General features: G+C 42.7%; 14 protein-coding genes. 9 read left to right on the top strand and 5 right to left on the bottom strand.

Features of this window, described 5'->3' with window-relative positions; all coding sequences use genetic code 11:
- Position 1: 1 nt before the first annotated feature.
- On the bottom strand, positions 2-727 hold the full coding sequence (locus C1E24_RS04320; protein ID WP_138479081.1) for a DUF4956 domain-containing protein: 726 nt from the start codon (positions 725-727) through the stop codon (positions 2-4).
- A gap of 224 nt (positions 728-951) precedes the next feature.
- On the opposite strand from C1E24_RS04320, the gene C1E24_RS04315 reads away from it, so the two are divergent.
- Positions 952-2352, top strand: a complete 1401-nt coding sequence (locus C1E24_RS04315) for a DUF1566 domain-containing protein (RefSeq protein WP_138479079.1) — start codon at positions 952-954, stop codon at positions 2350-2352.
- 12 nt (positions 2353-2364) lie between these two features.
- Positions 2365-2985 (top strand): hypothetical protein, encoded by a 621-nt coding sequence (locus tag C1E24_RS04310; RefSeq protein ID WP_138479077.1) that lies wholly within the window; start codon positions 2365-2367, stop codon positions 2983-2985.
- Between the two features lie 22 nt (positions 2986-3007).
- On the opposite strand, the gene C1E24_RS04305 is transcribed toward C1E24_RS04310, so the two are convergent.
- Positions 3008-3685 carry a tRNA (adenine(22)-N(1))-methyltransferase gene (locus C1E24_RS04305; RefSeq protein ID WP_138479075.1) on the bottom strand — a complete coding sequence of 226 codons (678 nt, stop codon included), beginning with the start codon at positions 3683-3685 and terminating at the stop codon, positions 3008-3010.
- A gap of 138 nt (positions 3686-3823) precedes the next feature.
- On the opposite strand from C1E24_RS04305, the gene C1E24_RS04300 reads away from it, so the two are divergent.
- The 7 genes from C1E24_RS04300 to C1E24_RS04270 all read left to right on the top strand — a co-directional run bounded on the left by C1E24_RS04300 (position 3824) and on the right by C1E24_RS04270 (position 8402).
- Positions 3824-4276, top strand: a complete 453-nt coding sequence (locus tag C1E24_RS04300) for a GNAT family N-acetyltransferase (RefSeq protein ID WP_138479073.1) — start codon at positions 3824-3826, stop codon at positions 4274-4276.
- Positions 4277-4301: 25 nt separating this feature from the next.
- Positions 4302-4700 (top strand): ACT domain-containing protein, encoded by a 399-nt coding sequence (locus C1E24_RS04295; protein WP_138479071.1) that lies wholly within the window; start codon positions 4302-4304, stop codon positions 4698-4700.
- A 9-nt stretch (positions 4701-4709) separates the two neighbouring features.
- Positions 4710-5306 carry a class I SAM-dependent DNA methyltransferase gene (locus tag C1E24_RS04290; RefSeq protein WP_138479069.1) on the top strand — a complete coding sequence of 199 codons (597 nt, stop codon included), beginning with the start codon at positions 4710-4712 and terminating at the stop codon, positions 5304-5306.
- Positions 5307-5429: 123 nt separating this feature from the next.
- Positions 5430-6131 (top strand): aspartate/glutamate racemase family protein, encoded by a 702-nt coding sequence (locus C1E24_RS04285; protein ID WP_138479067.1) that lies wholly within the window; start codon positions 5430-5432, stop codon positions 6129-6131.
- On the top strand, positions 6132-6692 hold the full coding sequence (locus C1E24_RS04280; RefSeq protein ID WP_138479065.1) for a hypothetical protein: 561 nt from the start codon (positions 6132-6134) through the stop codon (positions 6690-6692).
- A 25-nt stretch (positions 6693-6717) separates the two neighbouring features.
- Positions 6718-7587, top strand: a complete 870-nt coding sequence (locus C1E24_RS04275) for an NAD-dependent epimerase/dehydratase family protein (protein ID WP_138479063.1) — start codon at positions 6718-6720, stop codon at positions 7585-7587.
- Positions 7588-7685: 98 nt separating this feature from the next.
- Positions 7686-8402 (top strand): SIMPL domain-containing protein, encoded by a 717-nt coding sequence (locus C1E24_RS04270; RefSeq protein WP_138479061.1) that lies wholly within the window; start codon positions 7686-7688, stop codon positions 8400-8402.
- A 611-nt stretch (positions 8403-9013) separates the two neighbouring features.
- Here the strand turns inward: C1E24_RS04270 and C1E24_RS04265 are convergent.
- From C1E24_RS04265 to C1E24_RS04255, 3 genes are read right to left on the bottom strand one after another with little or no spacing between them, the layout of a single operon-like run.
- Positions 9014-12112 (bottom strand): efflux RND transporter permease subunit, encoded by a 3099-nt coding sequence (locus C1E24_RS04265; RefSeq protein ID WP_138479059.1) that lies wholly within the window; start codon positions 12110-12112, stop codon positions 9014-9016.
- Complete coding sequence (locus tag C1E24_RS04260) at positions 12112-13227, bottom strand: efflux RND transporter periplasmic adaptor subunit (RefSeq protein ID WP_138479057.1); 1116 nt, start codon at positions 13225-13227, stop codon at positions 12112-12114. Before C1E24_RS04260 ends, C1E24_RS04265 begins: the two co-directional genes overlap by 1 nt.
- A gap of 12 nt (positions 13228-13239) precedes the next feature.
- The gene (locus tag C1E24_RS04255) at positions 13240-13965 is read right to left on the bottom strand and encodes a TetR/AcrR family transcriptional regulator (RefSeq protein ID WP_138479055.1); all 726 of its coding nucleotides are present in this window, start codon (positions 13963-13965) and stop codon (positions 13240-13242) included.
- Between the last annotated feature and the right edge of the window lie 329 nt (positions 13966-14294).

The raw sequence follows: 14294 nt of genomic DNA, 5'->3' as shown, positions 1-14294 counted from the left end.
ACTACACTCCCGCAATATTATGTTGCTCAAGCAGTGAAATGTTGATCCCTTGGTACTTTTGCTTCAATGCATGCATGAACTCATCGATTTGTTTGGCTTCTTTGATTGAGATAAAGAAAGCGGCATCGAAGTGTTGCTCGCCAGTATCAAAGCGGCGCAATTCAAGGCGATCAACATATTGCTCTAAAATGTTTTTTACATCCGAAATAGCAATGTTCACATCGGGGTCATCGCTGCGATAGTTGAGTGATAGAAATAAACCATTCTCTTGCACATCTTTACTGTGGCGCTTCTTAACCCAAGTCACTAATAACAGAGTCACAACACAAGCGACAATGGCTGCAAGGGTTTGTCCGGCACCAAGGGCCACTGCTACACCTATGTTTAAGAATAAATAAACAAGCTCTTCGGGCTCTTTGATGGGCGTTCTGAAACGCACAATCGATAATGCACCAACTAAACCAAGCGCTAAAGCAAGCGATGCTTTGACCACAGTGATGATCAAAATAACCGTGAGCATAAGCAGCGGGAACAGACGAGAGAAGTCTTGGCGATTACAAAATGCGCTGGCGTACTTTCTAAAGTGATAGCCAATCAAACTCGCCATAATAAAACCCATCAGCAAGTTCAAGATCAAAGCACCAAGTTGTACGCTGGCATAAGGAAAAAACATCGAGCGGATGTCTTTAGGTAAAAACGCAATTAAGAGGGGGTCGACAGTTTCCATAATAAGTCCTATTTGTGGTCTAGCAGTATAAGCGCGGTGGATTACTGCTTAACTTAAACCTAGGTAATGAAACCTCTTAACTAAGGTTTAAGTTACATCAAATCCTGATCGATATACTTAAGTTGTAAAATTAACTGAGGAAATTGCAAACTTTGTGCGCAATTTTTTTGGTATGAAAATTGAGCGTTAGTTTTTATTGAATAGGCACAAATGAGATATGGACCATGATTTTACTGAAAACTGCGCCAATATTGGTTTTACTGGTCTTAACAGTGGGTTGTAAATATGAGCCTGTGGCTGAAAATAAACAAACGACAGCGAATAATACGACTTCAAACTCAGCGGGAAATTCGCAAAATGCAAATACAACTGCACCCTTAGCGCGAATTGAAATTGCAAAATGCGACGGTGAATGCACCTGTGATGAAATTGTGTCGCCTTATAACGATACCGGCGTGACGTTTGCGGGGGATTATCCTGACACTAACTTACCGCAATGTGATTTACAGTCGGGGTTCAACCAAGACTGCACCACAGGCAGAGATACACAAGCTAACTTACTGAAAGTTGGGGCGGGTGATGCGAGCTTTGATTACACCAAGCTAGATGCGCAAGGTCAGCCGTTAGCGGCTGATGCCGAGCAATGGCAATGTGTGCTTGATAATGTCACCGGCCTAATTTGGGAAGTTAAGAGCCCGGAAGGCTCTGGTTTACCGCAAGACAGCAGCTTTTCTTACTCTTGGTTTGATGAAAACTTACCAGACTACTCAACCGCAGATAATGGCGTATGCGATGATAACTGCGACACGCAAAGTTACCTTGAAAAGCTCAATACCAAAAAACTCTGTGGCTTTGATGATTGGCGACTGCCTAACAAAATTGAGTTACAAGACTTGGTGCATTATGGGCGCTCTCAACCAAGTATTGATGCAGATTACTTCCCTAATACTAAACTGGGTTTTTACTGGACCAGTAACCTAGATGCGGATGATTCTAATAGTGCATGGTCGGTTGGCTTTAGTTATGGCCGTGTTGCAGGGGGCGTTAGCTCAGAGCCAAGAATGGTACGTGCAGTGCGAGGCACCCCCAACCTCTATGCATTCTCTAGCTCCTTGAGTGACACAGAAATCACCGCGGTGAATCGTCAGCAATTTGCTTCTAAGCAACGTTGTAATGAAAAAATCAGTTTTACCAGCCCCGCTGAGCGTTATTTACAAGACGACCAAGGCAATATTCTCGATAAACAAACAGGGCTCATTTGGAAGCATTGCGCAGCTGGGTTAAGTGGTCAAGACTGCGAACAAGGTGAAGCCGAATTCATGGATTGGCAGCAAGCTTATCAATATGTTGCTACGCTCAATGATGAAAATCCAAATTCAAATTGGCGATTACCCAGCATTAAAGAGCTACAAGCCAACAATGAATTTGCCTGTGAGGAGCCTGCGTTAAACCCTTTTGCTTTCCCAAATATTCCTATGGGTAAGGTTTGGAGTGGCACACCGCATAATAAATTTGAAGACAGCAGTTATAACTACGAATATCAGAACAGTATTATTTTTTATAGCGCTCGCACCGTTAAGCACTTTGTGCATGCTGTAAAGAGCTGTGCTGCGAATACCAAATAGAAGGAGAGCAGTATGAAATACGCTAAACATGCTTTATTTGCTGGTGCCCTGTTGTTAAGTGGTGTAAGCAAAGCCGAAAACGTTAATTTTTATAATTATTCTTATGGCTTTAGTTATCAGGCTTTGAGTGTCAATGACATTAATGAAGGCACTGAGCTCGATATGCAAGTAGATGATATAGCCCATTCCATTGGTATTTATTACAAAGGTGAACCGCGTAGCTTTTACCAGTTCGCCATCGGTTTAGACTATGTGTACATTGAAGATGATAACCCGTTTAGTGAGGATGTAAAAAACGCCGTTACCGGAGAGAAGCTTAGTCGAGAATCGAGTGTGACGGGTACCTCAATTTATGGCGAATTGGGTTTGATTTTAAAAGATCACTTAGTCGAGAACCTCACCATAGGTGTACTTGGCGGCTATCGTTATAACAACATTAGCCGATCAATTTTCCGCTGTAGCAGCTGTGAAGAGCAAGAGCTCGATAATTTCAAAAGCTCGAGCTACATAAAGCCGTTTATTGAATACCAGTTCACCCGTCGTATTCATGTGCAATTTGGCTATAGTCATTATTTTAATGATGAAGGCTTTGAAAATAGCATTGGGCTGCACATTAGTTTTATGTCGTTATGATGGTTGTTACGTTGATTAATGGCTAAGTGCTTAAAGTTGGCTTAACTTGCTCGTAAGCAGAAATAATATGCGCCACATCGTTATTTTTGCCTTTTGCAATGCGTTGGTAGTGGCTGAGCGTTTGTTTTAAATATCGTTCGGCTATTTCGAGTTGTACTTCATTGTCAGCTTGCCAGATCTGCTCACCGACCGCCGAGACAGGCTGGTTGTTTGATTCAGATGACAGCAACATGACTTCGTAATAACGTTTGTTATCTTCAACTAAAGCCTCTTGAACTAAACCTAATTTTAGTTCATTAAGCTTGGCTCTTAGCGTGAATAAATGATGCACGGGGCAAACTAAGTAATCAATGTCTAAGTTTGGATGTTGCGAATTAATGCTTGATATAAATTGAGTGGTTAAATCGCCACCCACGCCAGCAATAATCACTAAATGTTTGCCTTTATGGTCTTGCAAAGGCAGATGAGACACATCTAAACAATGAACTTGCCAGTTATACTCGTCATAAAACGCTTTCAGCTTACTTTCGAGACTCTGCATTAGCTCAGGTACAATATCGACAAAATGAATGGTTTCATCATTTTGACTATCTAAAAGTGCTGCACCTAAATAACCGTGATCACAGCAACAGTCCCAAATATGGTCATAGTGAGGTGGCACCATAGACTTGATTAATTTTAAGCGTTTGCTGAGTTTCAAAATGTAACCTTGAGAGTATAAACATAACAAAACACGCTATTGTAAGGCGTTTAAAAATTTTGGCGAGTATCTAAATGATTTAGTGTTAAGGTGCTTATTCTTTCACAGTAAATACAGCGTAAACTTTTGCGAGATAATATGGAAATTCAGAGAGTTAATCACGAAGACTTAGTCGCTATCACTAAATTAGTCGAAGCCGTGTCTAAGGCTGCTGTGCTGCCGCATTTCAGCGACCAAGGCAAACAAGCGTACATGACTCGCGTACTACCCGATATAAAAACGACCTTCGATAACGATGACTTTGTTACTGTAAAAGCGATATCAAATGATACCCTGCTAGGCTTTGCCGCAATGAGAGCCGGAAATTACCTCACGCATTTGTTTGTGTCGCATCAAGCGCAAGGGCAAGGTATAGGGCAAAAGTTACTGCAGCAATTACTAGATTCAACTGATGCGCAAGAGATAAAACTACGCTCAGCAATTAATGCCGTCGATTTTTATTTAAAACATGGGTTTGAAATAACGGAGCAAGAAGGTGAGTTTAATGGCATACGATTTGTGCCAATGTCATTGAAAAGGTCAACATTGTAGTAAGTTGATTTATAAAGGAGAAAACATGTCTGGCATTAAAGAGTTAGATACACTTTTACAAAGCATGTCACCTGAATTACAAGCTGGGGAGTTTGTGTTTTGTACCGTCGAGAAAGCGCTTTTAGAGGTTGTTTCTCTACAACCAATTGCAACTTTTAGAGAGCAAGAAGGGCTTACTGTCATTGTTGAAAAACAACAAGCAGAACAAGCTAACCTAGAATTTGATGGTGTGTTTAAACTCATCACCTTAACTGTACACTCCAGCTTAGATGCCGTGGGTTTAACCGCTGCCGTTGCCACCAAACTGGCAGAGCATGGTATTAGCGCGAATGTAGTGGCGGCGTTTTTTCACGACCATATTTTTGTGCAAACCGACAAGGTAAAGCAGGCGTTGGTAGCACTAAAAGAATTTGCCAATGAATAAGGCTATGTGATGACACCTGAAGAAATAGGCAAAGCCTATGATCAAATAACCGAGTGCTGGGCTGCCGAAACTTTCAATATGTCTAACGGTATTGCGCAGCATGAGAAAGCCATTGCTTTTACTCAAAACAGAGGCAAAGCGCTTGATATTGGTTGTGGGCGTACTGGGCGTTTTATTGAGTTGTTATCAAAAGCAGGCTTTGATGTTTCAGGTCTAGATGTCTCTGAAGAAATGCTTTCGTTTGCAAAACAGCGACACCCGTACATTACTTTTGTTCACGCTGATATATGCAGTTACGACTTACCCCATAAATATGACTTTATTACCGCATGGGACAGTGTTTGGCATATTCCTCTAAGTGAGCAGCGCAATGTTATTACTAAAATCGTCAACAGTTTAAATGCGGGTGGTGTGTTTATTTTCTCGTTTGGTGGCACTGAGTCAGAAGGTGCACATACTAACTGCGCTATGGGTCCTGAGGTTTATTACTCTTCTTTAGGTACAAATGGCTTTGTATCGTTATTAATGGAACTGGGTTGTACCATTAAGCATCTGGAGTTCGATCAATATCCAGAGTTGCACACTTATATCATTGCCCAGAAATAAAAAGCCTAGAAATGAAAGTCAAGAACAAAGAGACAGAATTGAGCTATAGACAAATAGGGTTGCTGCTTAAGACATTTTCTGAAAAAGTGAGTGTATAAAAATATATCAACAGGAGCACTCACAATGAAAACAATAGGCCTTTTAGGTGGGATGAGTTGGGAGTCTACGGCAAGCTATTACAAGGCCTTAAATGAAGGTATTAAAGCTAAATTTGGCGGTTTACACTCGGCAAAAATTTGCATGTATAGTGTTAATTTCGACGAAATTGAGCAGTTACAACACCAAGGCAAGTGGGCCGATACCGCAGTGATTCTCGCCGATGCCGCAAAGTCAGTTGAACGTGCCGGGGCAGACTTTTTGATGATCTGCACCAATACCATGCATAAAGTAGTGCCAGAAATAGAAGCACAAATTAACATTCCTATTCTTCATATTGCTGACGCCACAGCACAGCGTTTAGTGCAAGATGGTATTTTAAAGGTTGGTTTATTAGGTACTCAGTTCACAATGGAACAAGACTTTTACAAAGGCCGTCTGCAGGAAGAGTTTGATATTGAAGTTATTGTGCCGAACAAAGGTGACCGCGAGGTTGTTCACCAGGTGATCTACAATGAATTATGCCGTGGGATCATCAATGAATCTTCCCAAGAGCAATACCTCAAAATTATTACCCATCTTCACGAACAAGGTGCACAAGCTGTGATCTTAGGGTGTACTGAAATTGCCTTATTGGTTAATCAAGCGAGTACCTGCATTCCTTTGTATGACACTACCGAAATTCATGCCCAGCAAGGCGTCGCGTTTGCGTTAAAAGACACGTTTTAAATGCTTAAAATGAAACAAGCAAAAGCCATTGCCCTTAGCGGAGTATCTGGCGCAGGGAAGACCTCAGTCATTAAACGTCTTGGTGAAGTATTTGATAGCCCGACATTATTGTTCGACGATTTTGTTGAGCCAAATACTTACCCTTTAGATATGAAGGCATGGTTGCATCAAGGTGCAAATGTTTCGCAAATAAAGTCTCCCAGATTCACCAAAGCACTCAGTGAATTAAAAGCACAATGTGGTTCGCCTATGATTTTTATTGAAGAACCCTTTGGACGAGAGAGGGCTGAAATCGCTCATTTAATTGATTATGTGATCATGCTCGATATGCCTATGGAAGTGTGTTTATTAAGAGTGATCCAGCGCCACCTCAAATATAGCAATGACCCAACAAAAAGCCTCAGTAACTATTTGCGAAAGTATGACGACCACTTACGAGCGGTTTACATTGCCGCAGCCAATCAAGTTCGTCAATCGAGTGACCTTCTCATCACAAATGTTGCTACAATTGCGTCCATACAAAACACAATATGCGATTGGTTGCATGACAACGGCAAGTGATCGTCATTTTAGATAAGAGATAGCCATGAAAGTGTTAGTGACGGGCTCTGCGGGCAGAGTAGGACGTGCAATTTATATTAAGTTAATGCGCATTCATCAAGTTGTAGGCCTAGATAAAACACCTTGCTCTACCGCCGATTTCATTGGTGATATTCGCGATAAAACGCTGATCCAGGAAGCTCTCGAAGGGGTTGATGTCATTATTCATACCGCAGCCTTACATGCGCCCCATGTCGGATTATTATCTGACGACGAGTTTCAATCTATTAATGTGGATGCCACAGAGCAATTAGCTCTTGAGGGCATCAAGCAGGGGGTAAAGCAGTTTATTTTCACCAGTACCACCGCACTGTATGGCCATGCATCGACCCCTGAACACACCGCTGGCTGGGTGAATGAGCAAATCACTCCACAGCCAAAAACTATCTACCACTGCAGTAAAATTGCTGCTGAAGACAAGCTGAAAAGTATTTCAGATGTTTTTAAACTGCCTGTGACCGTACTACAAATGTCTCGCTGTTTTCCTGAGCCGGCCGACTTAATGGCGGTATATCGACTTACTCGGGGTATCGACGCACGTGATGTTGCAAGTGCACATTTAGCGGCGTTAGACACGAGACTTGCTGGGTTTAATCGTTTTATTGTCTCAGGTAAAACGCCGTTTAAAGCATCGGATTGCCCGCGTTTATTTAATGACGCTGCAGGTTTAATAAAAGAGCAAGCCCCAGAATTGGCGAAGATGTTTTTACAGCGAGGATGGACGTTACCCAATCAACTAGACCGAATTTATGATTCGTCTGCGGCACAGCAAAAATTGGGTTGGCGACCAAAACATGGTTTTGAGTCAGTAATCGACATGCTTGATAATGAGTTGGCTGAAGTTTTTCCTATTTAATTTATTTGTTTAAGCCTTCATCGCTCATATTTCGTTAAGTTAGCTGAGCTATGATTTAGCCTGTTGAAATAGAAATAACAAAATTTTAAGGACATGTGATGCAACCTAAAGCAAACAACAACCTCCTCTTGGCCGCAGGGATCTTTTTGGGCCTGACATTATTTGCGGTTATTGCCTCGAATGCGGCAATTTCAATTAAAGAATATGAGCGCACCGTTACCGTAAAAGGCTTGTCTGAGCGTGAAGTACTCTCTGATGTAGTGATATGGCCAATTCAATTTAGCGCTGCTGAAAATGACTTAAAAGCTTTGTATGAATCACTTGATGAGAAAACTGCCCACATCAAAGACTTTTTAGAAAAGAACGGCATCAAGTCTGAAGATATCTCGTTTACTTCTCCGTCGGTTACTGACAAGTCGGCGCAGCAATGGGGTGATAATGCCCGCGCTGAGTTTCGTTATACCGCGCAGCAAAACGTTACCGTCTATTCGCAAGACTTAGATGCGGTAAGAAACGTCATGGGCAAACTGTCTGAGTTGGGTAAACAAGGTATCGTGTTTACCTCGGGTAGTTATCAGTTTCAAACTGAATATATTTACTCCAGCTTGAATGAACTTAAGCCTGATATGATCGAAGAGGCGACTAAAAATGCCCGTAAAGTGGCGACTAAGTTTGCCGAAGATTCAGGTAGCAAGTTAGGTAAGATTAAACGTGCCTCGCAAGGCCAATTTAGTATTTCGGCACGAGACAGAAATAATCCGCATATTAAGAAAGTTCGCGTTGTGTCGACCGTTGAATATTATTTGTCCGATTGATTTTATACGCGCTTTTTTTGATTGTGTTTGCTTGCGGAAATTTCACGCTGTAGGTCGGGCTTTAGCCCGACAAAAAGCTTAAACCATACCGATATAAATTATCCGACATAAAGTTGGTGCTACCGGAGCTTAAATACTTTGTCGCCGTAAACGACGACCTACAGGCAATAATCTAGGCTGGTGGTTTCTGTAGGCGCGATTTTACATCGCGCTTTAGCCCGACAAAAAGCTTAAACCATACCGATATAAATTACCCGACATAAAGTTGGTGCTACCGGAGCATAAATACTTTGTCGCCGTAAACGACGACCTACAGGCAATAATCTAGGCTGGTGGTTTCTGTAGGCGCGATTTTACATCGCGCTTTTTTTGATTATGTTTGCGTGTGGAAATTTCACGCTGTAGGTCGGGCTTTAGCCCGACAAAATATTCAAACCATGGCGAAATAAATTACCCGACATAAAGTCGGTGCTACCGGAGCATAAATACTTTGCCGCCGTAAACGACGACCTACATTCAAAAAAACAGGTTAGTGGTTTCAGTAGGCGCGATTTTATATCGCACTTTTTTTGAGTGTGTTTGCGTGGGGTAAACCCACGCAAACATCATGATCACAATGAATTAGCAAACTTAGTCTCAGTTAATGAGGCTTCAGTCTCCATTTCACCACGGTGGTCTTTTGCCAACATTTGGTAAAGTAGCGGTAATACAATCAGCGTGAAGAAGGTACCAATCAACATGCCCGCCACTAAGATAATACCAATACTGTTTCGTGCTTCTGCGCCAGCGCCTGTAACCAATACTAATGGGAAGTGACCAAGCACAGTTGCACCTGTTGTCATTAATATTGGGCGTAAACGTGTCGCTGCAGCGCCTTTAACCGCTTCAAGTTTCGACTTGCCTTCGAACTGAAGGTGGTTGGCAAACTCAACGATTAAAATACCATTCTTAGCAATCAGACCAATTAAAGTAATAAGACCAATCTGGCTATAAATATTAATCGTTGTAAGCTGTAAAAACGGCAACATTAGGGCGCCTGCAAGCGCTAATGGCGCACAGCCCAGTAACACCACAAGTGGGTCGCGGAAGCTGTTAAACTGAATCGTCAGTAAGAAATACACCACAATCATCGACACTAACAGTACGCCAACCATGGTATTGCCTTCTTTACGTAACTGGCGCGATTCTCCGGCATGGTCGATTGAGTAGCTTGCAGGTAATATTTCTGCTGCAATCTCTTCAACGGCCGTTAAACCTTGCTCTTTGGTTACATGTGGTAAAACACCCGCTAAGATCCTAAATGAACTTTGCTGATTAAATGACCCCAATACGCGCGGGCTTGTGAAAGTTCTTAAGCTCGCAAATGCTGACACAGGAATAAGCTCACCAGAGTCCGTGCGGATCTTCATATCTAAGATGTTTTCAGGGTTGTAACGGTCACCGTTATCAACTGCTGGAATAACACGATACGCTTTACCATCTTTGTTGAAGTAATTCACAAAATTGTTCGACATTAAAATGCTCAGTTGCTCGTTTACCGATTGCAGGTTTAAGCCTAAATCTGCAATCAATTCTCGGTCAATTTCTAGCTCTGCTTGTGGTAAATCGATTTTTAAATCGGTATTCACGAACAAGAAGTTACCACTGGCATTCGCTTTCGCGATGATCTCGTCAGCATATTTCTTCATTGCTACAGGGTCGTCATTGGCTCTGACTACCATTTCGATATCGAACTGGCCCGCAGTCGGTAATGAAGCTGGTAAAATAGGGAACAAACTTAAACCATTTACACTACCTAGGCGTGCAAATAGGTCGAAGTATAAGTCATGAACCGAGTTTTCACGTTCTTCATAAGGAGCTAACTCAACACCACCAAAACCTGCGGCAGCAGTGATAATTTGCCAAGTGAATTTAGCGCCTTCGGTTTCATTCATGACTTTTGCTGTGTCATTCATTCGGCTTGAAGTATAAGCCTGAGAAGACTCAGGTGGCGCTTCAACCACGACTTGAATACTGCTTTGATCTTCAACTGGTGCAAGCTCTTTTTGCGACAATAAATAAAAGGGGGCAGACAACAGAGAGAACACAATGGCAATGAAGAACACTTGTGGACGCCATGCAAACAACTTATCTAATGACTTGAAGTAAAAACTCTGTAGCTTATCGAAATAGCTATTTACTTTGCGTGTAAGCTTACCTTCTTTACCACCCTCAGGGCTGACATAAGCACTCATGATCGGAGACAGCGTGATAGCCACTAGGCCCGAAATCAATACCGCAATGGCCAAAGTAAATGCAAACTCACGGAATAAGAAACCAGTTAAACCTGTTAAGAAGCCAATGGGGGCGTATACCGCAGCAAGGGTTAATGTCATGGCAATGACGGGCACTAATAATTGACGCGAGCTGATAAGTGCAGCTTGCAAACGAGGTTTGCCTTCACGCATGTGACGCGCCACGTTTTCAACCACCACAATGGCATCATCAACCACCAAACCAACCGATAATACAATGGCTAGAATGGTTAATAGGTTCAATGAAAAGCCCATCATCGAAATAACGGCGATGGCACCTAAAATTGAAATAGGAATGGTCACCAATGGCACAAGGGCAGTTCTGAAAGAGCCCATCATGGCAACAATTACAATGCCTACAAGTAGCACTGTTTCGGCAAGCGTCGTGAAGATCTCTTTAATTGAGTCACGCATGTAAAGCGTACCATCGTAACCAATTTCGATATTCATACCATTCGGTAAACCATCGTTGATCTGCGGTAACTTGGCATAAAGCGCGTCACCAATGTCGATTTCATTCGCACCAGGCAGCGCCCAAATCGCTAAGAAAACGGTGTCATGAGAATCTAAACGTGCAGTAACCATACCTTCGGCTTCACCGATTTCGATGTCGGCAACCGTACCAAGGCGAAGTTGCGAGCCGTCTTGCTCTTTGATAATTAGGTTTTCAAAGTCAGCAACACTTTTCAGGCTAGTATTGGCCATTAAATCGATGCGTTGACGGTTGTTTTCACTGTAACCTAATGTCGCAATGGTGTTGTTTGCTTGAAGTGCAGCAAACACATCACTGGCGCTTAAGTTATAAATAGCGAGTTTATCTGCGTCTAACCAAATACGCATTGCAGGGTCGCGGCCACCTTCAAGGGTGACTTTTTGCACGCCCTCAATGTCGCTCATGCTTGGCACAACATTGCGAATAAGATAATCACTGACTTCACTGCGCGGTAAGCCTTGCGACTGCACATCTAAATAGAACACGGCATATGGGCTATCGGCACGCACAATTTGAATAGCGGGATCTTCTGCCCCTGTTGGTAACTCAAACTTAATTTGGTTGAGCTTAGTGGTTAATTCAGCGAGCGCATCTGTGGTGCTATGGTTTAGCTCAAGCCAAGCTGTGACCTTACTAAAGCCCGCAGTGGTGACTGAATCAACATAATCAACGCCGGGTACGGTTGAGGTTACGCGTTCAATTGGCTCTGTCACATAGCCTTTGACGACATCAGCAGACGCACCTGTATACACGGTATTGATAACCAATGACGCACTTTCAATCTTAGGATATTGCTGTACTGAAATTTTTTGCGCGGCGTTTAGGCCTGCCAAGATGATCAATACTGACAGTACAATCGCTAGCACGGGGCGATTGACAAAAATGTCCATAAAAGAAGGTTTGTTTTCATGTAATGCACTCATTACTGACCTCCGGTGTTGTCGTCCGTCGTGGCTAATTGCTCATCGAATGGCGCGGTATAAACCAAAATACCTTCTCTTAATTTAAATGCGCCTTCGCCTGCGATAAATTCACCGCCATTTAGGCCAGACAGTACAACTTGTTGGTCACCCAGCTTTTCACCTAATGTGACTTTAATCGGTTTTGCGCGCCAGTTTTGTTGTTCATCTTTTTCAAGTGCATAGACAAACTCTCCAAAGTGACTGCGAGTGATGGCTGCGGTTGGCACGACAACCGCATTGGTTGTGTATAGCGGCACACGCACGCTGGCAATCTGGTTATGACTGAGTGCGCCATCTAGATTCTCGATTTCAGCTCTATAGCTTTGTTGTCTAGAGTTGGCATCTAGCATCGGCATTTTAGCGATTACTTTTGCTACAACTTCTGATGTTTTTTGATTTACCAGTGCGACTTTCATTTTTTCGCCGATTTTAGGCTGGCGAAGAGTTTGCGGCACAGAGAAGTCGACCCAAATAGTATCGTTCAGGCCAACTAAGGTAGTGATTTGAATATTTGCATCGATAAGTTGACCAACTTGATATTGGCTAAGGCCAACTTGGCCTTTGAAAGGGGCGGTAACGGTTTTTTTGTTAATAACGGCATTGAGGTTTTCTACTTCGGCTTTAGCAACGGCTACGTCAGCGCGGGCTTTGTCGACTTCATCTGGGCTAATACGCTTTTGTTGCAGCAGCTTTGTTACACGCGCATAGGTTGATTCGGCTAAAGTAACACGCGCTTTTGCAGCAGCAAGTTGTGCTTTTTCGACACTGGTATCTAAGCGAAGTAACACTTGGCCTTTTTCAACAATGTCACCGGGTTTAAAGCCAACGTAATTGATAGGGCCCGGATACTCATTGCTAATATCAATAATGCTAGGTGCTTTTAACTGGCCGATCACCTTATTCGTTTGCGTATACTCAATCGTTTCAGCGTAAACGCTAGTCACTGACGCAGAAGGCTCAGGGAAAGATTCGCCAAATGCGATCATGGCTTGAATTTGGTTAAACTTGGTAAGTCCTAGTCCGCCTATAACCGTAAAGATAATGACAATGCTGACAATCCAGCGTGTAATATTCATAGTGTTGCTCCCTTAACGTAATTCTAAATTAATAAGTGCTTGCTCAATTCGCTCAAGAGAATCTGGCGTGATTGGAGATTGCCAGGGATAACTGTTGAGAAGGCGAATTGTGCTGCGAATAATTGGTGCGTTGAAGGCAATTGGCTCTAGTAGTGAAGCTGTACCCTCGATAATCTGTTGCTGTTGCTTAACGCGTATAACTTGCTCGTAACCCACGGTTAGAGCCCAGCCGCTAACGATAATCTCTTCAATGACCTCACTTAAATTAGGCACATCTTTGAGCTCGCCCGCATTGATCCCATCCATGATGGCAAGCTTGAATCCTTGCTCACAAAGGTTACAGGCTTCAATCATTTTGCCTGACCACAGTGAAGAGGCACGTTTGATCACTGCTTCGTTGGTTGCGTAAGACTGCAGCTCGTAATCAAACTCAAAGCATTGCAGCTTTTTAGGTGCAATGAGAGTGATTGCCAGCATTTTCTCTGGGGTAGACAGAGGAAGTTTTAAAACACGCTCGAATACCGCAGAGGCATGTCTAAACGATTGAAAAGCAAGCGCAAGTACGATGTCTTCTTTACTTTGAACAAACTTATATACAGAGCCCATCGACAAGCCTGCAAGGCGGGCAATCTTTGCCATGGTGAAATCGGTAATTGAGGACTCTTGAATACACTGAACAGCCGCATCAAGGATCATTGCTTGTTGCTGTTCAGGGCTAAATTTTGGTGCTGGCGCCATACTTCATATCTCTTAAATTTTTAGAATAACCACATTCGAATGGTATTCGAATGTGGTTATTCTAGTTTTGTTTGGGGTTTTGTCAACCAATGACAGGTCATAAATCCCACTTATTTGATTTTAAAAATTGCTTATTAAGTAAACTCAGAGAGTTAATCTAATGCTCATTTATCTTGTCATCCCGAGCTTGTTTAGCTGTCATCCCGAACTCGTTTCGGGATCCAACTAGTTATTCATAGACCCTGAAACAAGTTCAGAGTGACTGAAAAGCTAAGCTTACTAAGTGAACTCGGGTTGTACTCTAAAACCTCGAGTAAGGCTAAGGTCAA

It is taken from the genome of Pseudoalteromonas phenolica (assembly GCF_005876835.1).
Lineage (GTDB): Bacteria > Pseudomonadota > Gammaproteobacteria > Enterobacterales > Alteromonadaceae > Pseudoalteromonas > Pseudoalteromonas phenolica_B.
Note: the sequence above shows the minus strand (reverse complement) of the source record. Positions and strands in the feature narration are given on the sequence as shown.